The organism is Saccharothrix stipae, assembly GCF_054781895.1.
Window position 1 is genome coordinate 89408 of the sequence record NZ_BAAGTN010000022.1, and the last position, 21406, is coordinate 110813.

Here is a 21406-nt window from a genome sequence, read left to right on the forward strand (position 1 = left end):
ATTTCGGGCGCGGCGACCGCGGGCGCTTCTTCGCAGGGTAAGCGCACGCGGTCACCGCACCGAAGTGGGAACCGGGCGGACCGGGCAAGGGGGAGAGCGCTGCGTCCGACCTCAATTCCGTGAATCACTTTATCCGGGAACGAGGAAGTGTCAACGACTAATTATTTAAGGAACATTTAAAGGTGTCATCAGGCGCCGAAAAGGGATCGGCGGTCAGACTGGCTCCTCCGCGAGGCCCAGCCGCAGTTGGACCCGCGTGCCGCCGAGCGGTCCCCGGTCGACCACCAGCGAGCCGCCGGTGGACTCCGCCGCCCGGCGGGCGATGTCGAGGCCGAGGCCGGTCGAGCCCGCGCCGCTGCTCCCCCGCCGCACCGCCGCCTCCAGGTCCTCGATGCCGGGCCCGGCGTCCTCGATGACGATCACCACGTGGTCGGCCCGGCGGAACAGCGCCACGACGAACCCGACGCCCTCGGGGGTGTGCCGGAAGACGTTGCCCAGCACCGCGTCCATCGCCGCGGCGAGGTCGCTGCGGGTGAGCGGGACGAGGGCGCGCCGCTCGGTGCCGCGCAGGTTCCACAGCCGCCGCTGGTCGTCGGCCAGGGCGGACCAGAACACGAGCCGGTCGTGCACGACCCGAGCGGCGTCGCAGCGGCCGCCGTCGGGGTCGTCGAGTTCGCGGCGGGCGGCCCGGATGAGTTCGTTGACCTCGCGTTCGAGCGCGTGCACGGCCTGTCGGACGCGGTTGGCGTTGGGTTCCTGCCCGAGTGTTTCGGAATCGAGCCGCAACGCGGTGAGCGGGGTGCGCAGGCGGTGCGACAGGTCGGCCAGGATTTCGCGTTCGTTCGCGACCAGTTGGCCGATCCGATCCGCCATCCGGTTGAACGCCGCACCCACGTCGAGCAATTCCGGCGGTCCGCTCGGCGTCACCCGGGTGGTGAGATCGCCCTGGCCCATTCTGCGCGCGCCCTCGGCGAGCGCGGCGGCGGCTTTGACGACTCGTGCGCCGAGGCGGTCGGCGACCAGCACGGAACCCAGCACCAGTGCGACGGCGACACCGCTGAGCGCGAGCCACGCCTGCTCCACGTTGCGGTACAGCTCGGACCGCGGCACGAACGCCTCCACCACGGCCACCCGGCCCTCGTCCAGCAGCACGGGCTGGAGGTGCACGTAACCGGCCGGGATGGGCTGGGTGAACGACAGGCCCTGCTCGCGGGCGGTGCGGAGCTGCTCGTCGGTCGCCACCGGCACGCCGACGACCTCGCCGCCGGCCAGGTGCACCGCGACCCGGCCGGCGGTGCTCATGAGCGCCTGACCGACCGACGCGGGGTCGGTGGTGATCACCAGGACGGGGGTGAGCGCGCCGGCGAGGCGTTGGGCGTCGGCGATGGCGCGGTCCTCGGCGAGTTGGCGCACCACGAGGGCCAGCGGGATGAGGAACGCGAGCGCGACCATCGACGTGACGGCCAGCGAGACCAGGGCGAGCGACTTCCTCATTCGGCCGCCGTGAGCTTGAACCCGACACCGCGCACGGTGTGCAGGTAGCGGGGTTCGGCGGCGCGTTCGCCGAGCTTGCGGCGCAGCCAGGACAGGTGGACGTCCAGCGTCTGGTCGTCGTGCCTGCCGGGCAGGTTCCACAGGTTGGCCAGCAGTTCGGCCCGCGGCACCACCTTGCCCTCGCGCGCGGCCAGGTAGGCCAGCAGGTCGAACTCCTTGCGGGTCAGGTTGAGCTCGCGGCCGTCCAGCCGGGCTTCCCGGCGGTCGGGGTCCACGGTGAGCCGGCCGATCCGCAGCGCCGCGGGCGCGGTGTCCTTGCGCGCCCGGCGCAGCACCGCGGCCAGCCGGGCCGCGAGGTGCTCGCTGGAGAAGGGCTTGACCAGGTAGTCGTCCGCGCCCGCGTTGAGGAGGCGGACGATCTCGGTCTCGTCGTCGCGGGCGGTGGCGACGATGACCGGCACGTCGCAGACGCCGCGCATCATCCGCAACGCGTCCGCGCCGTCCATGTCGGGCAGGCCGAGGTCGAGCACGACGAGGTCGAAGGCGCCGCCGCTGATCTCCCGCAACGCCTCCAGCGCGGTGCCGACCGGCAGCACGGCGTGGCCGAGCCCGGTCAGCGCCCGGCTCACCGCCGACCGCACCACCGGATCGTCCTCGACGAGCAGCACCGAGACCATGGCGCGCACGGTAACGCGGGCCGGTGCACGTCCGAGCGCTCGGGCTCGTCACCCGAGCCGGCGCGGTTCGGTCTGCGGGAGGAACAGGCCGTCCAGCAGCACGGGGATCGCGCGCTTCGGATCGGGTGTCCGGTCCACCGCCGCCTGGAGCATCGTCAGCACCACCACCACGTCGGTGAGCACGACGTCGTGGCGGAGGTGGCCCGCCGCCTGCGAGCGGTCGAACGGGCCGCGCAGCGCGTCGAGCAGCCGGCGCAGGTGGCCGCGTCGGTCCGGCTCGGGGAACCGGCGCATCTCGTCGACCAGCGGGCGCATCGACACCTGGTAGGCCATCACCGCGCCCAGCAGCGCCCGGAACGCGGCGGGGTCGTCGGCGTTGCGCTCGGCCGCTTCGACCAGCACGCCGAGGTGTTCCCGGGCGACGGCCAGCAGCAACGTGCGGCGGTCGGAGAAGTGGCGGTACACCGTCGCCTGGCCGAGGCCGGTCAGCCGGGCGACCTGCGCCAGCGACGGGGTGGTGCCCCGGACCACCAGCTGCTCGGCCGCGCGGATGATCGACGCCCGGTTCCTCAGGGCGTCGCTGCGGCGCGGAACGGTCATGGCGGCACCCCGGCGAAGCGGTCCAGGTTACTCGCAGGTAATGAGAATAGCACCGTCTGTGATCCCTCGGAACGCCTTCGTAACGTCGGCGACCTGCCGCCTTCACGCAGGTGATGTTTCGAGGAAGGACTCGACGTGCGCGGACGTCTTCTCAGGGTCGTGTGCGGTGTGCTGCCCGCCGCCCTGGCTGTCATGCTCACCTCGACCGGGGCCCAGGCCGCCGCTCCGGTCGACTACGTCGCGTTGGGCGACTCGTACTCCTCCGGCACGGGCGCGCCGCCGTACCAGAGCGGGTCGTGCTACCGCAGCTCGCGCGGGTACGCCCAGCTGTGGGCGAACACCCACGAGGTGTCGTCGTTCAAGTACGCCGCCTGCGGCGGGGCCACCACGCAGAGCATGACCGACCAGTTCGCCTCGCTCGACGCGGGCACGGACCTGGTCTCGATCACCATCGGCGGCAACGACGTCGGCTTCGCCAACACCATGATCACCTGCGTCACGGGCAGCGACGCCAGTTGCGTCAACGCGGTGAACAACGGCATCGAGGCCGCGCGCACCACCCTGCCCGGGCGACTCGACGCCACCTACGCGACGATCCGCGACCGCGCCCCGAACGCGACCGTGGTCGTCCTGGGCTACCCGCGACTGGTCGAGCCGGCCGGCACGTGCATGAGCGCCACCAAGCGCTCCGCCCTCAACCGGGGCGCCGACAACCTCCACGAGGTGATCGCCGCCCGCGCCGCGGCCGCCGGCGTCCGCTACGTCGACGCCCGCGCCCACTTCGCGGGCCACGGCGCGTGCGGCAACTCCCCGTGGATCAACCAGTTCTCCCTGTTCCGACTGGTCGAGTCCTTCCACCCCAACGCCACCGGCTACGCCCAGGGCTACCTCCCCCTGCTGAACTCCGCCACCACCTAACCGCGAGAGTCCTACCTTCACCCCTCGTGAGTCCTACCTCCACGTCACGCGTGTCCTACGTTCGCGTCGCGCGTGTCCTACGTTCAGAACACCCGAGTTCAACGCTCAGAACAGGTCTGGCGATCCTGAGCGTTGAACTCGGGGTACCTGAACGTAGGACACTCGCGTTCTGAACGTAGGACACGCGCGTTCCGAACGTAGGACACTCGCGTTCCGAACGTAGGACTCTCGCGTTCTGAGTGTTGGACTCTCGCGTTCTGGAGGTAGGACACGCGTGTTCTGGAGGTAGGACACGCGCGGGGTGGGGGTTAGCCGATGGTGCGGCCGCCGTCGGCTTGGAGGACTTCGCCGTGGATGTAGCTGGAGCGCGGCGAGGCGAGGAAGACGATCGCCTCGGCGATCTCGCGCGGCGAGGCCGTGCGGCCCAGCGGTGACTGGTCGCCGACGGCGGCCACCGCGTCCGAGTTCAGGGCCAACGCGCCCTCGGTGTCCGTCGCACCCGGCGCGATGGCGTTGATCCGCACGCCGGTGCCGCCGAACTCCACCGCCCACGTCCGGGTCAGGGACTCCAGCGCCGCCTTGGTCGCCGCGTAGACCGCACCGCCCGGCAACGCGAACGTGGTGAGCGACGTCGACACGTTCACCACGCTGCCCTTGCCACGCGCCGCCATCCGCGGCAACAGGGCGGCGGTCAGGAAGAACGGCGCCCGCACGTTCACGTCGAACAGCCGCTGGAACGTCTCCACGTCCTGCTCCACCGTCGGCGCGAACGGGAAGATGCCCGCGTTGTTCACCAGCACGTCCACCTCGCCGACCGCCTCGGCCAACTCGCGCACCGAGTCCAGGTCCGCCATGTCCGCCGCGATGAACTTCGCCCGCCCGCCGTCGGCCTCGATCATCGCCACGGTCTCCCCACCGCGCGCCACGTCCCGCCCCGTGACGATCACCGTCGCACCACCGAGCGCCAGCAGTCGCGCGGCCTCCCGACCGATGCCCAAGGTGCTGCCCGTGACCAGTGCGACCTGCCCGTCAAACTCCATGATCCCCGCCTTGTTCGAAGTTCGGTGAACAACGAACAACCTACTCGCGCGACTTCGATGTTCGCAAACTATCGAACATCTAGACTTGGTGGTGTGCGCCACCCCGAACCCAACCCCGACCTCGATCGGCTGATGCTGACCGACGTGCTCGCGGCGCTCAGCGACCCGTTGCGCGTCGGCCTGGTCCGCCTGCTCGCCGACGGCGAGGAGCACAACTTCGGCGAGTTCGCCGTCCCCGTCGCCAAGTCCACGCTCAGCCACCACCTGAAGGTGCTCAACACCGCCGGCCTGACCTGGCGGCGCGACGAGGGCACCCGGTGCTACGTCCGGCTGCGCCGCGCGGACGTCGACGCCCGGTTCCCCAACTTGCTCGACACCGTGCTCGCCGCCGCCGACCAGGACGACGTCGGCAGCCACGTCGGCACCACGCCGGGCGAACCCGGAACCGGGTGCTGATCGAACGGCGGTCAGGGGTCCGCGGAGCCGGTCGTGCCGCCGGAGGGTCCGCGACGCCGGTTCCACCGGCAGTGGGGCCCGCGACGCCGGTTCCACCGACCGAAGGGTCCGCGGCGCCGGCCCCGCCGGCAGGATGACCGCGTGACCAGGGGCCTGCAGTACTTCGCCGCGTGGTCGGCGTCGACCGCGGTCGCGGTGGCGTTGTCCTGGCTGGGCATCCGGTTCGTGCTGGACGCGGGCGCACCCGAACTGCCGCGCGTCGTCGCCGGACCGACGCAGTCGTCCGCGATCGCCACGACCACCGCCAGGACCACCACCGCCGCACCCGTCACCACGACGACCACGGTCGCGGTGATCGCCACGGTCGCCCCGACCACCACGACGGTCGCACCCACCACGACCACCCAGCCCCTGCCGTCGGAGAACGGCACGTGGACCGAGCAGAACGGCGAACCGGTGTACCTGCGCAGCTTCGGCCTGCACGGCGGGGTCGCCGCGATCCGCTTCTCCGCCAAGGGCATGGAGCCGATCTCGGCCACCCCGCGCCAGGGCTTCGCCGCCACCGTGGAGCAGCCCGCGGACGCCGTCGTGGTCGAGTTCACCAGCGCCGGCCACCGGTCCCGGCTGGAGGCCACCTGGGTCGGCGGACCGCAGTGGCGGATCGTGGAGGCGGGCTGACCGCCGCGCCCCGATTCGTCAGCCGGGAGTCGATCACCCGCACCCCCGGAGGTGGAATCCTCCCGCTGTCCAGGCCTTCACCCGTTCGCGACGGGGCCGCCACCCGTTGGCCGAGCGGTGGTTCGATCACGGTCATGACGCATCCCGGCGAACCGCACCACGACGACCTCTCCGGCCGGCTCAACCGGCTGCGCGCCGGCGTCCTGGGCGCCAACGACGGCCTCGTGTCCACCGCCGGCCTCGTGGTCGGCGTCGCGGGCGCCACCACCGACCGCACCGCCATCCTCGCCGCGGGGGTCGCCGGGCTCGTCGCGGGCTCCCTGTCCATGGCGGGCGGTGAGTACGTGTCGGTCAGCACCCAGCGCGACACCGAGCGGGCCGCGCTCAAGCTCGAAGAGCGCGAGCTGCGCGAGATGCCCGAGGAGGAGGAACGCGAGCTCGCCGAGATCTACCAGGACAAGGGGCTGTCCGAGGCGCTGGCCGCGCAGGTGGCCCGCGAGCTGACCGAGCAGGACGCCCTGCGCGCCCACGCCGAGGCCGAGCTGCAGATCGACCCGGACAACCTCACCAGCCCGTGGCAGGCGGCGTGGACGTCGCTGCTGGCGTTCGCGGCCGGCGCGTCGATCCCGGTGGTCGCGATCGTGCTGCCGCCGACGCCGTGGCGGGTGTGGGCGTGCGCCCTGGCCGTGCTGGTCGGCCTGGTGCTCACCGGCGTGATCAGCGCCCGGCTCGGGTCGAGCCGCACGGGCCGCGCGGTGCGCCGCAACGTGGTCGTCGGGTCGCTGACGATGGTCGTCACCTACTACGTCGGCCTCCTGTTCGGAGTAACGGTCGGGTGAGTGCGATCACGCACCGCGCACACCGTCCGGAGCCGGTCCCAAAAAGTCGGCACCCGGAGGTGTGAGGTACGCAAAGTGCGGGTACCCGGCGTCTGACTTGTCGACGTTGAGCGCGACAAGCCCGGACTGGAGGTGCCCGCCGTGACCCACCCACCGACACCCCTGCTCGTGTTCCGCGGCGAGAAGGCCGAACGACGGCTCTGGGCACTGCTGTCCGCACTGTTCGCCCTGGTCTCGGGCGTCAATGTGATCCTCGCGGTGAGCGAGGCCGCGTGGTTGCAGGGTGCCGTCGCGGCGCTGTGCCTCGTGGTCGCGGTCGGCTGCGCGGTGCGGTCCAGAAGAGCCGGCAGCTGACTTCACCTGACACTGAAGGATCGAAACCGAGCGAAACTCTGGTCCGAGCGGGCGTACCCCGTTGGTAGGAACGGCGTCAAGTAGGGGTGTGATTCACCACGACGCCCTCTCGGACTAGCGCCATAACCGCGAATTCACACTATCGTCACAAGACCCCGGCAATCCCGGTGCACCGCCAGGCGCTCACGAACGGCCCCATCGGGCCGCGAGGCGCGCGCACAAGGAAGTGCAGTTTCCCCGCACAACGGAGTGCGGTCCCCACGCCGACGATCTCTCGGGCGTGGATCCACAGCCAGTACCTGCAGGCCGAGTTGTCCGCGTAAAGCCGCGCGCGGGCGTTCGGCCGTCTCCGTGCGCCCAAAAGCAGGGCGACTGACGACGCCACGGGAGGGCCCGTTGTGACCCACCACCACCAGCCTCAAGGCCTTTACGACCCGCAGTACGAGCACGACGCCTGCGGTGTCGCGTTCGTCGCCGACCTGGCCGGTCGCAGGAATCACGCGATCGTCAGCCAGGCATTGGTGGCGCTGCGCAACCTCGAACACCGGGGGGCGCGCGGCGCCGAGCCGGAGACCGGCGACGGCGCGGGCATCCTGATCCAGGTGCCCGACGCGTTCTACCGCGAGGTCGTCGGCTTCCCGCTGCCCGAGCCCGGCGGCTACGCGGTCGGCACCGCGTTCCTCCCCGGGGAGGGCCAGGACGGCATCGAGGCCAACGAGGTGACCGCCCAAGAGGTGAGGGCGCGGATCGAGCGCATCGCCGAGGAAGAGGGCGCGACCGTCCTCGGGTGGCGCGAACTGCCGGTGGACGCCGACCACGTCGGCCCGACCGCGAAGACGACCATGCCGGTGTTCAGCCAGCTCTTCCTCGCCGGTCCGGCGGGCACGGCAGGGCTGGAGCTGGAGCGGTTGGCGTTCGTGGTGCGCAAGCGCGTCGAGCACGCGACGGGCGTGTACTTCCCGAGCCTGTCGGGGCGGACGATCGTCTACAAGGGCATGCTCACCGAGCCCCAGGTGGAGAGGTTCTTCCCGGACCTGACCGACGAGCGGGTCACCAGCTCGATCGGCCTGGTGCACTCGCGGTTCTCCACCAACACGTTCCCGTCGTGGCCGCTGGCCCACCCGTACCGGTACGTGGCCCACAACGGTGAGATCAACACGTTGCGCGGCAACCGGAACTGGATGGACGCGCGCGAGTCCGTGCTCGCCACCGACCTGATCCCCGGCGACCTGTCCCGGGTCTTCCCGGTCATCACCCGCGGCGCGAGCGACTCGGCGACGTTCGACGAGGTGCTGGAGCTGCTGCACCTGGGCGGGCGCAGCCTGCCGCACGCGGTGCTGATGATGATCCCCGAGGCGTGGGAGAACCACGCCGAGATGGACGCGCAGCGGCGCGCGTTCTACGAGTTCCACTCCACGCTCATGGAGCCGTGGGACGGCCCGGCGCTGGTGGCCTTCACCGACGGCACGCTGATCGGCGCGGTGCTGGACCGCAACGGTCTGCGCCCGGCCCGGTACTGGGTCACCGAGGACGGCCTGGTCGTGCTCGGCAGCGAGGCGGGCGTGCTGGAGTTCGACCCGGCCACGATCGTGCGCAAGGGCCGGTTGGAGCCGGGCCGGATGTTCCTGGTCGACACCGCCCAGGGGCGGATCATCGACGACGAGGAGATCAAGGGGCAGCTCGCGGCCGAGCACCCGTACCAGGAGTGGGTGGCCGACGGCATCCTGCACCTGGCCGACCTCCCGGCGCGCGAGCGCGAGGTGCCGACGCACTCGTCCCTGGTGCGTCGTCAGCAGGCGTTCGGCTACACCGAGGAGGAGATGGCGCTGCTGCTGGGCCCGATGGCCCGCACCGGCGCGGAACCGATCGGCTCGATGGGCAACGACGCGCCGTTCGCGCCGCTGTCGGACCGGCCGCGGCAGCTGTTCGACTACTTCACCCAGCTGTTCGCCCAGGTGACCAACCCGCCGCTGGACGCGATCCGCGAGGAGCTGGTGACCTCGCTGCACGCCACGCTCGGCGCGGAGCCCAACCTGCTGAGCGCGGACGCGACGTCGTGCCGGCGGATCTCGCTGCCGTTCCCGGTGGTGGACAACGACGAGCTGGCCAAGCTCGTGCACGTGGACGACGACGGCACGCTGCCGGAGTTCCGCACGTTCAGCGTGCGCGGCCTCTACGAGGTGGCCGGTGGCGGCGAGGCCCTGGTGCGGCGGCTGGACGAGATCCGCGCCGAGGTGTCGCAGGCGATCCGCGACGGCGCGCGGCTGGTCGTGCTGTCCGATCGCGGTGTCGACCAGGAGCACGCGCCGATCCCGTCGCTGCTGCTGACCGGCGCCGTGCACCACCACCTGGTGCGCGAGAAGACCCGCACGCAGGTCGACCTGATCGTGGAGGCGGGTGACGCCCGCGAGGTGCACCACATCGCGCTGCTGATCGGTTACGGCGCCAAGGCGGTGAACCCGTACCTGGCCATGGCGTCGGTGGAGGAGCTGGCCGACGTCGAGCCGGAGGTGGCCACCCGGAACCTGATCAAGGCGCTGGGCAAGGGCGTGCGCAAGACGATGTCCAAGATGGGCGTCTCGACCGTGGCGTCCTACACCGGCGCGCAGATCTTCGAGGCGATCGGCCTCGGCAACGAGGTCGTGGACACGTGCTTCACCGGCACCACCTCGCGGCTGGGCGGCGTCGGCTTCGACATCATCGCCGAGGAAGTGGCGCGGCGGCACCGGATGGCGTTCCCGGCCGACGGCGTCCGGGCGCACCACCGCGAGCTGGAGGTCGGCGGCGACTACCAGTGGCGCCGCGAGGGCGAGGCGCACCTGTTCAACCCGCAGACCGTGTTCAAGCTCCAGCACTCCACCCGCACCGGCCGTTACGACATCTTCAAGGAGTACACGCGGGCGGTGGACGAGCAGGCCAAGCGGCTGCTGACGCTGCGGGGGCTGTTCGCGTTCAAGGAGGGCGTGCGCGAGCCCGTGCCGATCGACGAGGTCGAGCCGGTCTCCTCGATCGTCAAGCGGTTCGCCACCGGCGCCATCTCCTACGGGTCCATCTCGCAGGAGATGCACGAGGTGCTGGCGATCGCGATGAACCAGCTGGGCGCGAAGTCCAACACCGGGGAGGGCGGTGAGGACGCCGAGCGCTTCACCCGGGACGCCAACGGCGACTCGCGGCGTTCGGCGATCAAGCAGGTGGCGTCCGGCCGGTTCGGCGTGACGAGCGAGTACCTGGTCAACGCCGACGACATCCAGATCAAGATGGCGCAGGGCGCGAAGCCCGGCGAGGGCGGGCAGCTGCCCGGCGCGAAGGTGTACCCGTGGATCGCCAAGACCCGGCACTCCACGCCCGGCGTCGGCCTCATCTCGCCGCCGCCGCACCACGACATCTACTCGATCGAGGACCTGGCGCAGCTCATCCACGACCTGAAGAACGCCAACCCGGCGGCGCGCATCCACGTGAAGCTCGTCTCCGAGGTCGGCGTCGGCACGGTCGCGGCGGGCGTGTCCAAGGCCCACGCGGACGTCGTGCTGATCTCCGGCCACGACGGCGGCACCGGCGCCTCTCCCCTGTCGTCCATCAAGCACGCGGGCGGTCCGTGGGAGCTGGGCCTGGCCGAGACGCAGCAGACGCTGCTGGCCAACCGGTTGCGCGACCGGATCGTGGTGCAGACCGACGGCCAGCTCAAGACCGGGCGGGACGTGGTGATCGCGGCGCTGCTCGGCGCGGAGGAGTTCGGCTTCGCCACCGCTCCCCTGGTCGTGTCGGGCTGCATCATGATGCGGGTCTGCCACCTGGACACCTGCCCGGTGGGCGTGGCCACGCAGAACCCGGTGCTGCGGGCGAAGTTCGCGGGCAAGGCCGAGCACGTGGTGAACTTCTTCGAGTTCGTCGCGCAGGAGGTCCGCGAGCTGTTGGCGCGACTGGGCTTCCGCACGCTGGCCGAGGCCGTCGGGCACGCGGACCTGCTGGACACGCGGGCCGCGGTGGACCACTGGAAGGCGGCCGGGCTCGACCTGTCGCCGATCTTCCACGTACCCGCGCTGCCCGAGGGCGCGGCACGGCACCGCACCACCGACCAGGACCACGGACTGGACAAGGCGTTGGACAACACGCTGATCCAGCTCGCCGAGGGCGCGATCGCCTCCGGTGACCGGGTGCGGCTGGAACTGCCGGTGCGCAACGTGAACCGCACGGTCGGCACCATGCTCGGCTCCGCGGTGACCAAGCGGTGGGGCGGCGAGGGCCTGCCCGACGACACGATCGACATCACGTTCACCGGCACGGCCGGGCAGTCGTTCGGCGCCTTCGTGCCGCGCGGCATCACGTTGCGGCTCGTCGGCGACGCGAACGACTACGTGGCCAAGGGCTTGTCGGGCGGGCGGATCGTCGTGCGGCCGGTGCCCGACGCGCGGTTCGCCGCCGAGCAGCACATCATCGCGGGCAACGTGATCGGCTACGGCGCGACCGGCGGCGAGGTCTTCCTGCGCGGCAAGGTCGGCGAGCGGTTCTGCGTGCGCAACTCGGGCGCGCTGGCCGTGGTGGAGGGCGTGGGCGACCACGGGTGCGAGTACATGACCGGTGGGCGGGTGGTCGTGCTCGGCCCGACCGGGCGCAACTTCGCCGCGGGCATGTCCGGCGGCATCGCCTACGTGCTGGACGCGGCCGTCCAGCGGGTCAACCCGGAGATGGTGGACCTCGACCCGCTCGACGAGTCGGACCGCGAGTTCCTGCGGCGCGCGGTGGAGAAGCACTACCTGGAGACGGACTCGGCGGTGGCGCACTCGCTGCTGGCCGACTGGGACCTGGCGGTGGACCGGTTCACCAAGGTCATGCCGAAGGACTACAAGCGGGTGCTGGCGGCACAGGCCCGGGCCGAGCTGGAGGGCCGGGACGTCAACGAAGCGATCATGGAGGCGTCTCATGGCTGACCCTCGTGGGTTCCTCACCACCGAGCGTGAGACTCCCCGCAGCCGTCCGGTCTTCCTGCGCCTGCGCGACTGGCGCGAGGTGTACGAGGAGTTCGAGCGGCCCAAGCTGGAGAAGCAGGCCGGCCGGTGCATGGACTGCGGCATCCCGTTCTGCCACCAGGGCTGCCCGCTGGGCAACCTGATCCCCGAGTGGAACAACCTGGTGTGGAAGCAGGACTGGCTGCTGGCGTCGGAACGCCTGCACGCCACCAACAACTTCCCGGAGTTCACCGGGACGTTGTGCCCCGCACCGTGCGAGGCCGCGTGCGTGGTGGGGATCAACGGCGATCCCGTCACCATCAAGCGGGTCGAGATCTCCATCATCGACCGGGCGTGGGACGAGGGCTGGGTGACGCCGCAGCTGCCGGCCACCCGCACCGGCCGTTCGGTGGCCGTGGTGGGTTCCGGGCCCGCGGGCCTGGCCGCCGCGCAGCAGCTGACCCGCGCCGGCCACGACGTGACGGTGCTGGAGCGGGCCGACGCCATCGGCGGGTTGCTGCGGTACGGCATCCCCGAGTTCAAGATGGAGAAGTGGCGGCTGGACCGCCGGCTGGACCAGATGCGGGCCGAGGGCACCCGGTTCAAGACGAACGTGAACGTCGGCGTCGACGTCACGGTCGAGCGGTTGCGGGAGTCCTACGACGCGGTGGTGCTGGCCGGTGGCGCGACGGCGTGGCGCGACCTGCCGGTGCCGGGCCGGTCACTGTCCGGGGTGCACCAGGCGATGGAGTACCTGCCGTGGGCGAACCGGGTGGCGCGCGGCGACCTGGACGTGCCGCCGATCACGGCGGAGGGCAAGCACGTCGTGGTCATCGGCGGCGGCGACACCGGCGCGGACTGCGTGGGCACCGCCCACCGGCAGGGCGCGCTCTCGGTGACGCAGCTGGAGATCATGCCCCGGCCGCCGGAGAAGCGCGCCGAGGTCCACCCGTGGCCGACCTACCCGATGCTGTACCGGGTGTCGTCGGCGCACGAGGAGGGCGGCGAGCGCCTGTACTCGGTGTCCACGGTGGAGTTCCTCGGTGACGACGAGGGCGCGGTGCGGGCGTTGAAGCTGGTCGAGGTCGAGGCCTCCGGCGGTCGGTTCGAGCCGGTGCCCGGCAGCGAGCGGGAGATCCCGGCGCAGCTGGTGACCCTGGCGATGGGCTTCGTCGGTCCGGAGCGGGCCGGCCTGCTCGCCGAGTTGGGCGTCGACCTCGACGCGCGCGGCAACGTGGCGCGTGACGAGGACTTCGCGACCTCCGTCGACGGCGTGTTCGTGGCGGGCGACATGGGCCGCGGCCAGTCCCTGATCGTGTGGGCCATCGCCGAGGGCCGTTCGGCCGCCGCCGGCGTGGACGCCTACCTGACGGGCCGCGCCGTGCTGCCCAGGCCGATCGAGCCCACCGACCGGCCGCTCGTGTGACTCGTCCCCGGTGGCCGGACAGCGTGGTCCGGCCACCGGGGACGCCCTGTCCGCGCCGGGGCGTGCGGCACCCCGAACCGACGTCGCGCCGCACCCGGGGGCGGGCCGGTCGTCGCCGCGGTGACCGAACCGGTCACTTCGGGCGAGCCGCGACCACTCGGCGGATCAACCGCACCATCTGTGCGCGTTCGTCGTCGTCCAGCACGGCGAACCACCGCCCCTCGCGGGCGTTCTGCCGGGGGAAGACCCGCGACACCGCCGTGCGGCCCTCCTCGGTGAGCGCCACGAACACCACCCGCCGGTCCTGGTCGTCCCTGGTCCGCTCCACCAGCCCGGCCCGCTCCAGCGTGTTGATGAGGTTGGACATCGCCGACCTCGTCGTGCCGGACAGGTCCGCGAGCCTGGCCGGCTGCGTCGGCCCCAGGAGCCACAGCTTGAACATCAACCGGAACCCGGGCATGGTCCACCCCTGCTCGCGGTGCACCAGCGCCTCGTAGTCGGTGATCATCATGTACGCCAGGTGCAGCACGTTGTACGACAGGCCGAACGCGTCCGCGTCGCCGCCCGACTCGCTGATCCGGTGCCGGGCGAACCGCTCGTACTCCTGCTCCGTCGCCACGTCGTCGGCGACGGGAAGCTCCTGCTCTGCCACCTGCTGATCCTCCCAGGGCGACCCGGCCGAAGGGTCGCGAATACGGCACACTACCGACGTGATCGGGACGAGGCGGTTCGCCATCACGGCCGCGGTCGTGCTGGTGCTCGCCACCGCCGCGTCCGTGGCCGCCAGTTTCGACCTGGTCAAGGGCGAGGGCGCGGTGGTCCTCGACGACCTGGCCCAACTCGCCACGGGCCTGTTCGCGACCGGCTGCTGCTGGTGGACGGCGCGCCGGGCGACCGGGCCGGACCGCCACTGGCGGCTCGCGACGGGCTTCGGCATGGCGGGCTGGTCCACCGGTCAGGCGCTGTGGACGTGGTACCAGCTGGTCGAACGGCGCGCGGTGCCCTCGCCGTCGGCCGCGGACGCCGGTTACCTCAGCATCGTGCCGTTCGCGCTCATCGCGCTGCTGGTCATCGGCAACTTCCGCCGCTCGGACTCGCCCGACGCGCTGCTGGACCGACGCTCGCACAGTGCCCGGCTGGTGCTGCTGCTCGACGGCGTGATCGTGGTCGGGTCGCTGTTCGTGCTGACCTGGACCACCGTGCTGGGCGGGCTGGTCGAGGTGGGCAACCCGAGCTCGGCGGCGTTCCTGGTGGCCATCGCCTACCCGGTGACCGACCTCGTGCTGCTGGTGATCGTGGTGGTGCTCAGCGCGGACCGCAAGGTCGTGCTGCAACCACAGCTGCGGCTGCTCGGGCTCGGCCTGGTCGGCCTGGCCGCGTCCGACTTCGCGTTCGCCTACCTGGTCAGCATCCAGGCGCCCGAGGTGCCGCCGCTGGCCAACGCCGGGTTCGTGGTGGGGCCCGCGTTGATCGCGCTGGCCGCGTTGGCGCCGGTGCCGTCGCCGCCGACCGGCCCGGGCCGCAACCGCCGCCCGTGGCAGTGGGCCTACCTGATGATGCCGTACGTGCCGTTACTGATGAGCACCGTGCTGGTGCTCCGGCGCACGATCATCGGCGACCTCGGGCCGTTGGACGGGGTGGAGATCGGCTGCGGCTTCACCGTGTTCGTCGCGGTGATCCTGCGGCAGCTGGTGACCCTTGTGGACAACACGAAGCTCGTGCTGCTGCTGCGCGAGTCCGAACGCACCCTGACCCACCAGGCGCACCACGACCCGTTGACCGGCTTGGCCAACCGGGCGCTGTTCGAGCGCAGGCTGGACGAGGCGATGGACGAGCACCACCGCGACGGCACGCCGTTCGGGCTGCTGTTCGTGGACCTGGACGACTTCAAGTCGGTCAACGACGTCTCCGGTCACGCGCACGGCGACGCGATGCTCGAACAGGTGGCGCGGCGGCTGCGGCAGTGCGTCCGCGACACCGACGTGGTCGCCCGGCTGGGTGGTGACGAGTTCGGCGTCCTGGTCGAGGGCGTCGAGGAACCGGAGAAGGTGGCGTTCCGCGTCCTGGACGCGCTCGGCGAGGAGATCAGCGCGTCGGTCGGCGTGGTGATCTGCGCGGACCCCGACCCCGAGGCCACCGCCGCGTCCGTGCTCAGCCGGGCCGACAAGGCCATGTACGAGGCCAAGCGCGACGGTGGCCGGGGTCTGGTCATCCACTCGTAGCGACCGGGCGGACCCGGCCGGCGGCTCAGTCGACCTCGACGTCGGTCCACCACTGCACGACGTACTTCTGGCCCGCGAACTTGACGAAGAAGCCCGGGGCCACGCCGTGGTCGGAATCGAAGCGGCTGATGCCCAGCGCCATCACGACCCGGCCCCGCTCCGCCGGATCGGGGCGCAGGGCCGGGTCGACCCGGTAGAGCCGGGCCACGTCCGCGCTCAGTCCGGAAAGGAAATCGTCCCACTTCTGCGGGGACGCCTCGCACCTCATCTGCACGACCATGAGCGGCGGCGCCTGCTCGTCGATGTTCTCGGTCGCGTTGAAAACGAGGTTCGCGCGCTTGACGGGTTCGCCCGGCTGCCGCTGGAAGACCGGCACGGCGGCGTCACCGGTCCAAATGCGGGCGACATCGGTCCGCACGTCGAGCGGATCGTCGCTGCCCGGCGCGCGCAACTTCCGCTGCAACCAGAGGGAGAACTGGTTGTGCGCCCAACCGTCCCAGTCACCGGCGAAACGGAACACTTCGTCGATCAGCAACTCCTCCTCTCCGATCCACTCCACGACTTTGTCGACGGCTTGGTACGGGTTGAGCATGAGGTAGGGCATGACTTCGCTCCTGGGGAAGGGGAAAGAGGGAGTGGAGAGGAGGCGCAGAGCGCGCCGGGGGGAGTCGCGCTCTGCGCCTGGGACGGCGGGCCGGCGTGGGGCGGGCACGCGGTCGTCGAGCGGGGCGGACGTGGGCGCCACCGGACCTCGACCCCGTCGTCCTCCGCGGTGCGCCGGCCGGGGGTTCCGGCGCACGGGTCCGCGGGTGGAGCGGTCGACCGGGCAGGGGAGAGTTGCCCGGTCGACCGGGGTGGGGTGGTCAGGCGGCGTTGCTCACGCCGGAGCCGGTGGTGACCGACCACGTGTTGTCCGGCCGCAGCACCGCGTTCATCTCGAAGCCCGCGTCGTACTGCAGCTCCACCGAGTTGCTGATCTGCTCGATGTCGAGCACCTCGCCGTGGGTGTAGGTGCCCGCGGTGAGCCAGTAGCTGGGGTGCGGGGTGAAGACGAGGTTCTCGTTGGGCTGCGCCTGCACCGCGAACACGCCGGAGTTCGACATGCCGATGCCGACCGCGGCCGTGTCGGCGGGCACCGTCGGCAGCTCGCGGATGTAGAGGGTGTCCAGCTCCGCCGTGCCGAAGGCCCGGCCGGACAGGAACCGGTGCGCGCCGTCGGCGTAGTCGAACAGGACCTGGTTCGCGGTCAGGTCCTGCGGGTTGGCCTTGCGGACCTCCTGCGCCCGGAACTTCACGCCCGGCTTCAGCGTGCCGGTGTACGACCAGGTGAAGCAGTAGTCGACGTTCCACTCGAAGGTCACCGTCGTGTGCGGCCAGGCCGGCGCGGTCAGCCAGGCGAGCGACATGGCGTTGCGCACGCCGAGGTCCACCGGCTGCTGGTAGACGCAGAGGTTCTGGAACTGGGTAGATTCATTGCTGACGGTCAGCGAGTACTTGGTGGGCATGGCAGACAACTCCTTCGCAAGGAGACGATTGGGAATGAATTCCGACTCAGCCGCGGGATGTCCGGTTCCGGGCCGGCGGACCTCACCGGTTTCGCGCATTCACGGACGACCGGCCGAGGGGAAAACCCGGAAGGCCATTCCCTTTTCGATTCCTGCTGACCGGTATTCCGTCGAGAACCAGTAGACGCCGCCGCGCCCACGGGCGTCAAGGCGCCCGCCATCACCCGATATGTCGACGTCCGGAGTCACCTGGACCGGCTTTTCCGCAGGCGCCCGGCGCCTTTTCGTAACGCGGAGACCGCGGACCGCCCGTAACGAAAGCGCGCCAATTGAATTGCCAGGAGTGCCGGCAGGAGTTCACGGCACGGACCACCGGCCGACCACGCCGGTACTGCTCGTCCACGTGCCGGCAGCGCGCGTTCCGGGCCCGGCGGCTGGCCGAGCGGTCGGAGGTGGCGCTCCCCCTGCAGTTGGAGGCGCTCGCGGTCCAGGTGCGGGACAACGCCGAGGTCATCCGCTTCCTCGCCCGCGGGTGGACCTCACCGCGGTCCGACCTGTCGCTGGCCGACCTGATCGAGGCCACCGCCGCCGCGGCGGATCGGCTGCGGGAGCTCGGTGGGCACGCGGTCCGGGCGGCGGTGACGCAACCCGGAACGCAACACCGGACCGGACCCGCCTCCGAGTGACCCCCTACCGCCTGGCAACCCCACCGACCGGGCATCACCGCCCACACATCCCGGCGAGACCCTCCAGTGCCGTGGCCGGCCCGCCGCGGCCCGCGTCGCGCGCCGGGAACCGCCACCGCATCCTCGCACCCGACTCGTTCGCGTATCCCACGTCCGGGTGAATGTGCGCGCCTCGACCGGCATTTGGGTTACGCCATGTGAGCACGGAGGGCGTATCGCACGGTCGGCGGTCGACCCGAAGGTAAGAGCAGGTCTGACCGGGTTTCACCGGCACGACCACCACGTCGTGAGTCCGGAAGCAGAGCACGGGTGGACCCGCCTGCCGCCGACGGCCGGGCGACCTCCGCCGCACCACGACAGCGGGGGCGGGAACCAGTCCCGCCCCCGCTGGGTGCGCGTGCGGCGTTGAGCGACGGTGTCACCTGGTGCGGCCGGTGCCCACCCGGTCTGCGGCGGGACCGGACACCCGGCCGGCGCCCGCTCAGGTGGTGCAGGCGGCGGTCAGGTCGGCGACCCGGGTGGCCTTGTCCTCCAGCCAGGCGGCCGGGCGCAGGACCAGGTCGTCCAGGGTCACCTCGCGCAGGGTCGCGGCCATCGCGGTGATGGCCTCGTTCACCGTCGTGTCCGCGGCGTTCGCGGCCAGGTCGGTCAGGGAGTCCGCGGCGGTGTGGGCCTGTTCGACCGCCCGGTCCGGGCTCGCGGTGTCGAACACCGCCGTGGCCTGCGACAGGGCTTCGGTGCACACCTGGACGGTGGAGGCCGTGTCGGCGACGGCGGCGGCCGCGTCGGACGCTTCCTGGAGCGATCCGCACGCGCTCAGCGCGGTGACGGCGGTGATCGTGGTGATGGCGGCGACGACGCGGCTGGTGACGCGCATGGCTGGCTCCTCCGGCTCTGACCCGAACCAGAGGTCTCCCCGACCACCGCACGCGGTGGCGCCGTGACCGGACCGCTGTGGAGCGGCCGTAATGACGATCACGCGCAGAGTGGGTACTCCCCTCTGCCACCAGAGTGCCGGTGAACCGGGTGCCGGTCAAAGTGACGTGGGTTACCCCGGCAGCGCCGCCCACACCTCCGCCGCGACGGTCCTCGTCGCGGCGCAGGCGTCCTGCTCGGTCGCACCGGTCGGCAGGGCGACGGTCACCAGCGCGAGCTCGCTCAGCCCGTCCGCGAACGGGATGTGCGTGGTCTCCGCGCCGCACAGCACGAACGACGACGTGGTCAACGACGACATCACGGTGGGCCGCCCGGCGATGTCCTCGCGCTTGCTGTTCCCGCCGTTCGGCTCGGTCGGCACGCCCACCGAGTGCACGACCCGCACCCTGGGCGGTGTCGTGGTGCCGCTCGGGCTCCACCGGCACTGGTGGCCGGCCGGGTAGGGCCAGGCACTCGCGCCCGCCAAGCCGGGCAGCCGCCCGACCGCCGCCTCCGACAGCCCGGCGCAGGCGTCGACCGGGCCGAGGGACTTCGCGGGGAACCGGCGGTGCGCCACGTCCCCCGCCAGCACCCGGTCCGCGATCGCACGCACCAGGACGTCGGCGATCTCGCACAGCCTCGCCGCGTCCGCCCCGTCGGTGGAGGGGTTCTCGACCGTCACGTTCAGCGCCACCAGGTCGGCGAACAGCAAGCCGCGCTGGCACTGCACGCCGCCGCCCGGTATCTCGGCGATCCGCAATTCCTTGTACGGCACCTTCGGCCCTTCGAGCACGGCTTCGTGCCGCAACCGGTCGAGCCCACCCGCGAACACGTCGAGCACCACGCCGCCCGCGGACAGCTTGAGCAGGCAGTAGTCCCAGGACTCGACCGGCGCGACCGAGGCCTCGCCGAACGCGGCCACGTCCGCCGGCTCGACCTGTCCGCACGGGTCGACCGACGCGAGGTCGCCCAGCAGCCGTTCGGCGGTGGGCGCGGGCGGTTCGGGGAACGTCGGGTCGGGCACCGGCACCGCGGTGCCGGCCACTTGCGTGCCGCACCCGACGAGCAGCAGTGCGACCAGGAGCGGGACGACGCGGAGCGCTCTCGCCATGCGGGCAGCGTAGGGGATGATCACCCGTCGGCGGCGGGCACGACCGCCGAGCCGAGGCGTGCTCACCTGTTTGCCGCCGGCGCGGTCCGGGCATTCGGAAGTGTCCTGCTCACGCGACCGGAGGTATGGACGGTGTCACCCTCGGTAAGCGAGAACGTCCTGGCCGACCGCTACCAGCTCATCGAGCCGATCGGGACCGGCGGGATGGCCGAGGTCCACCGCGCCTGGGACACCGTGTTGCGGCGGCACGTCGCGATCAAGCTGTTCCAGCCGGGCTTCGACCCGGCGGGCGCGCAGCGGTTCGACAACGAGGTCCGTGTCCTGGCCGGGCTCTCGCACCCCGGTCTGGTCTCCGTGTACGACGCCGACACCACCGCCGCGACGCCGTTCGTCGTGCTGCGACTGGTGGAGGGCAGCACCCTGCACGAGCGACTGGCCCTGGGCGGACCGCTGCCCCTGGACCAGGCGCGACGGCTCGGCGCCCGGCTGGCCGACGCGTTGGCGCACGTGCACGCCCACGGCCTGGTGCACCGGGACGTGAAGCCGTCGAACATCCTGCTCGACCACGAGGGCGAGGCCTACCTCGCCGACTTCGGCCTGGCGCACCTGACCGGCGCCACGCGGCTGACCCGCACCGACCACCTGGTCGGCACCGCCGCCTACCTCGCCCCGGAGCAGGTGCTCGGCGGCGAGGTCGACCACCCGGCCGACGTCTACGCCCTGGGCCTGGTGCTGCTGGAGTGCCTGACCGGGCAGCGCGAGTACCAGGGCGGTGACGTGGAGGCGGCGGTCGCCCGGCTGCACCGCCCGCCCGTCGTCCCGGTGGACCTGCCGGTCGACGTCCGGGCACTCCTGGCCGGCATGACGTCGTCCGCGCCGGAGGACCGCCCCACCGCGCAGGACTGCGCGGTGGTCCTGGGCGCGGGGCTCGTCCCGTTGGAACCCGCGGCCGAGCCGAGCGCGGGCGAAGCCACCGAGGAGCTCCCACCGGCGGCCCGTCCGTCGTGGAAGACGTTCGCCGCCTCGGCGGGTGCGCTCCTCGGCGCGTTCGCGATCACGATGGCCGCGACGTCGGGCGAGCCGCCGGCGACCTCCTCGCCGCCCGCGTCCTCGACGCAGGAGGCGGCACCGCAACAGCCGGGCCCGTCGGACACGCCGCAGGACCAGGCCGAGCCCAGGTTCGTGGGCACGCAGCAAACCGCCGGCACGACGCAGGCGCCCGTCGCGCCGCGACCCACGACTTCGACGCCCGCACCCGCCGACGCCGCCGTGGGCGACGCGCCGGCACCCGAGACCGGTCAGGTCACCACCACCCCGCCCGTGCCCACCACCACGGGACAGCAGACCTCGATCCCGCCGACCAGCGCCCCCCAGACCACGCAGCCCAGCCCCGACCCCGACGACCCGCCGAGCGAGCCCACCGAGGACGAGAACGCCGACGGGAGCTGAGCCCGGGATCCGACTCCGGCCGAGGTCACCGGAGTCGGATCCCGGCCCCGCGACATCCGGTACTGCGACATCCGGCCATGGGGGCCGCCC

The 21406-nt window shown here is 71.8% G+C and carries 19 protein-coding genes; 10 read left to right on the forward strand and 9 right to left on the reverse strand.

All coding sequences use genetic code 11. The annotated features are described in order from the left end of the window. Nucleotides 1-213 precede the first annotated feature (213 nt). From ACYVLT_RS35435 to ACYVLT_RS35445, 3 genes are read right to left on the reverse strand one after another with little or no spacing between them, the layout of a single operon-like run. Nucleotides 214-1494 carry a HAMP domain-containing sensor histidine kinase gene (locus ACYVLT_RS35435; protein ID WP_461124529.1) on the reverse strand — a complete coding sequence of 427 codons (1281 nt, stop codon included), beginning with the start codon at nt 1492-1494 and terminating at the stop codon, nt 214-216. After that, nucleotides 1491-2171: a response regulator transcription factor gene (locus ACYVLT_RS35440; protein ID WP_461124530.1), complete on the reverse strand. Its 681-nt coding sequence runs from the start codon at nt 2169-2171 to the stop codon at nt 1491-1493. The genes ACYVLT_RS35435 and ACYVLT_RS35440 overlap by 4 nt, the downstream gene beginning before the upstream one ends. Nucleotides 2172-2219: 48 nt before the next feature. Beyond that, entirely contained in the window at nt 2220-2771 is a 552-nt protein-coding gene (locus tag ACYVLT_RS35445; protein ID WP_461124531.1) for a TetR/AcrR family transcriptional regulator, read from the reverse strand. Between the two features lie 135 nt (nt 2772-2906). On the opposite strand from ACYVLT_RS35445, the gene ACYVLT_RS35450 reads away from it, so the two are divergent. After that, complete coding sequence (locus ACYVLT_RS35450) at nt 2907-3689, forward strand: SGNH/GDSL hydrolase family protein (protein ID WP_461124532.1); 783 nt, start codon at nt 2907-2909, stop codon at nt 3687-3689. 308 nt (nt 3690-3997) lie between these two features. On the opposite strand, the gene ACYVLT_RS35455 is transcribed toward ACYVLT_RS35450, so the two are convergent. Beyond that, nucleotides 3998-4729, reverse strand: coding sequence for an SDR family NAD(P)-dependent oxidoreductase (locus ACYVLT_RS35455; RefSeq protein ID WP_461124533.1), 732 nt, complete (start codon nt 4727-4729; stop codon nt 3998-4000). A 93-nt stretch (nt 4730-4822) separates the two neighbouring features. Between ACYVLT_RS35455 and ACYVLT_RS35460 the strand changes: the two genes are divergently transcribed. The 6 genes from ACYVLT_RS35460 to ACYVLT_RS35485 all read left to right on the forward strand — a co-directional run bounded on the left by ACYVLT_RS35460 (nt 4823) and on the right by ACYVLT_RS35485 (nt 13428). After that, complete coding sequence (locus ACYVLT_RS35460; protein ID WP_461124534.1) at nt 4823-5185, forward strand: ArsR/SmtB family transcription factor; 363 nt, start codon at nt 4823-4825, stop codon at nt 5183-5185. 141 nt (nt 5186-5326) lie between these two features. Then, a complete protein-coding gene (locus tag ACYVLT_RS35465; protein WP_461124535.1) occupies nt 5327-5863 on the forward strand; it encodes a hypothetical protein in 537 nt (178 codons plus the stop codon). Between the two features lie 134 nt (nt 5864-5997). After that, complete coding sequence (locus tag ACYVLT_RS35470; RefSeq protein ID WP_461124536.1) at nt 5998-6702, forward strand: VIT1/CCC1 transporter family protein; 705 nt, start codon at nt 5998-6000, stop codon at nt 6700-6702. 141 nt (nt 6703-6843) lie between these two features. Beyond that, the gene (locus ACYVLT_RS35475; RefSeq protein WP_461124537.1) at nt 6844-7056 is read left to right on the forward strand and encodes a hypothetical protein; all 213 of its coding nucleotides are present in this window, start codon (nt 6844-6846) and stop codon (nt 7054-7056) included. Nucleotides 7057-7454: 398 nt separating this feature from the next. Further along, on the forward strand, nt 7455-11984 hold the full coding sequence (gltB, locus tag ACYVLT_RS35480) for a glutamate synthase large subunit (RefSeq protein WP_461124538.1): 4530 nt from the start codon (nt 7455-7457) through the stop codon (nt 11982-11984). After that, nucleotides 11977-13428 carry a glutamate synthase subunit beta gene (locus tag ACYVLT_RS35485; protein ID WP_461124539.1) on the forward strand — a complete coding sequence of 484 codons (1452 nt, stop codon included), beginning with the start codon at nt 11977-11979 and terminating at the stop codon, nt 13426-13428. The genes gltB and ACYVLT_RS35485 overlap by 8 nt, the downstream gene beginning before the upstream one ends. Nucleotides 13429-13561: 133 nt before the next feature. Here ACYVLT_RS35485 and ACYVLT_RS35490 read toward each other — a convergent pair whose 3' ends face one another. Beyond that, complete coding sequence (locus ACYVLT_RS35490) at nt 13562-14080, reverse strand: MarR family winged helix-turn-helix transcriptional regulator (protein WP_461124540.1); 519 nt, start codon at nt 14078-14080, stop codon at nt 13562-13564. 58 nt (nt 14081-14138) lie between these two features. Between ACYVLT_RS35490 and ACYVLT_RS35495 the strand changes: the two genes are divergently transcribed. Then, nucleotides 14139-15650 carry a diguanylate cyclase domain-containing protein gene (locus ACYVLT_RS35495; protein WP_461124541.1) on the forward strand — a complete coding sequence of 504 codons (1512 nt, stop codon included), beginning with the start codon at nt 14139-14141 and terminating at the stop codon, nt 15648-15650. Nucleotides 15651-15675: 25 nt separating this feature from the next. Here the strand turns inward: ACYVLT_RS35495 and ACYVLT_RS35500 are convergent, their stop codons facing one another. Both ACYVLT_RS35500 and ACYVLT_RS35505 read right to left on the reverse strand, forming a co-directional pair. Then, nucleotides 15676-16395: a hypothetical protein gene (locus tag ACYVLT_RS35500; protein ID WP_461124542.1), complete on the reverse strand. Its 720-nt coding sequence runs from the start codon at nt 16393-16395 to the stop codon at nt 15676-15678. Between the two features lie 118 nt (nt 16396-16513). Beyond that, nucleotides 16514-17155 (reverse strand): hypothetical protein, encoded by a 642-nt coding sequence (locus ACYVLT_RS35505; RefSeq protein WP_461124543.1) that lies wholly within the window; start codon nt 17153-17155, stop codon nt 16514-16516. 452 nt (nt 17156-17607) lie between these two features. Here ACYVLT_RS35505 and ACYVLT_RS35510 point away from each other — a divergent pair, with 452 nt between their 5' ends. Then, the gene (locus ACYVLT_RS35510; RefSeq protein WP_461124544.1) at nt 17608-17841 is read left to right on the forward strand and encodes a hypothetical protein; all 234 of its coding nucleotides are present in this window, start codon (nt 17608-17610) and stop codon (nt 17839-17841) included. Between the two features lie 481 nt (nt 17842-18322). Here ACYVLT_RS35510 and ACYVLT_RS35515 read toward each other — a convergent pair whose 3' ends face one another. Both ACYVLT_RS35515 and ACYVLT_RS35520 read right to left on the reverse strand, forming a co-directional pair. Further along, nucleotides 18323-18718 (reverse strand): bacteriophage spanin2 family protein, encoded by a 396-nt coding sequence (locus ACYVLT_RS35515; RefSeq protein ID WP_461124545.1) that lies wholly within the window; start codon nt 18716-18718, stop codon nt 18323-18325. Between the two features lie 171 nt (nt 18719-18889). Continuing rightward, nucleotides 18890-19867: a hypothetical protein gene (locus ACYVLT_RS35520; protein WP_461124546.1), complete on the reverse strand. Its 978-nt coding sequence runs from the start codon at nt 19865-19867 to the stop codon at nt 18890-18892. 132 nt (nt 19868-19999) lie between these two features. On the opposite strand from ACYVLT_RS35520, the gene ACYVLT_RS35525 reads away from it, so the two are divergent. Next, entirely contained in the window at nt 20000-21316 is a 1317-nt protein-coding gene (locus ACYVLT_RS35525) for a serine/threonine-protein kinase (protein ID WP_461124547.1), read from the forward strand. Nucleotides 21317-21406: the final 90 nt, after the last annotated feature.

What these genes read in the sequence shown, in the direction of transcription:
- ACYVLT_RS35440 (WP_461124530.1), bottom strand. Translation starts at nt 2,171, where the DNA reads ATGGTCTCGGTGCTGCTCGTCGAGGACGATCCGGTGGTGCGGTCGGCG.
- ACYVLT_RS35445 (WP_461124531.1), bottom strand. Translation starts at nt 2,771, where the DNA reads ATGACCGTTCCGCGCCGCAGCGACGCCCTGAGGAACCGGGCGTCGATC.
- ACYVLT_RS35470 (WP_461124536.1), top strand. Translation starts at nt 5,998, where the DNA reads ATGACGCATCCCGGCGAACCGCACCACGACGACCTCTCCGGCCGGCTC.
- ACYVLT_RS35435 (WP_461124529.1), bottom strand. Translation starts at nt 1,494, where the DNA reads ATGAGGAAGTCGCTCGCCCTGGTCTCGCTGGCCGTCACGTCGATGGTC.
- ACYVLT_RS35455 (WP_461124533.1), bottom strand. Translation starts at nt 4,729, where the DNA reads ATGGAGTTTGACGGGCAGGTCGCACTGGTCACGGGCAGCACCTTGGGC.
- ACYVLT_RS35515 (WP_461124545.1), bottom strand. Translation starts at nt 18,718, where the DNA reads ATGCGCGTCACCAGCCGCGTCGTCGCCGCCATCACCACGATCACCGCC.
- ACYVLT_RS35505 (WP_461124543.1), bottom strand. Translation starts at nt 17,155, where the DNA reads ATGCCCACCAAGTACTCGCTGACCGTCAGCAATGAATCTACCCAGTTC.
- ACYVLT_RS35485 (WP_461124539.1), top strand. Translation starts at nt 11,977, where the DNA reads ATGGCTGACCCTCGTGGGTTCCTCACCACCGAGCGTGAGACTCCCCGC.
- ACYVLT_RS35520 (WP_461124546.1), bottom strand. Translation starts at nt 19,867, where the DNA reads ATGGCGAGAGCGCTCCGCGTCGTCCCGCTCCTGGTCGCACTGCTGCTC.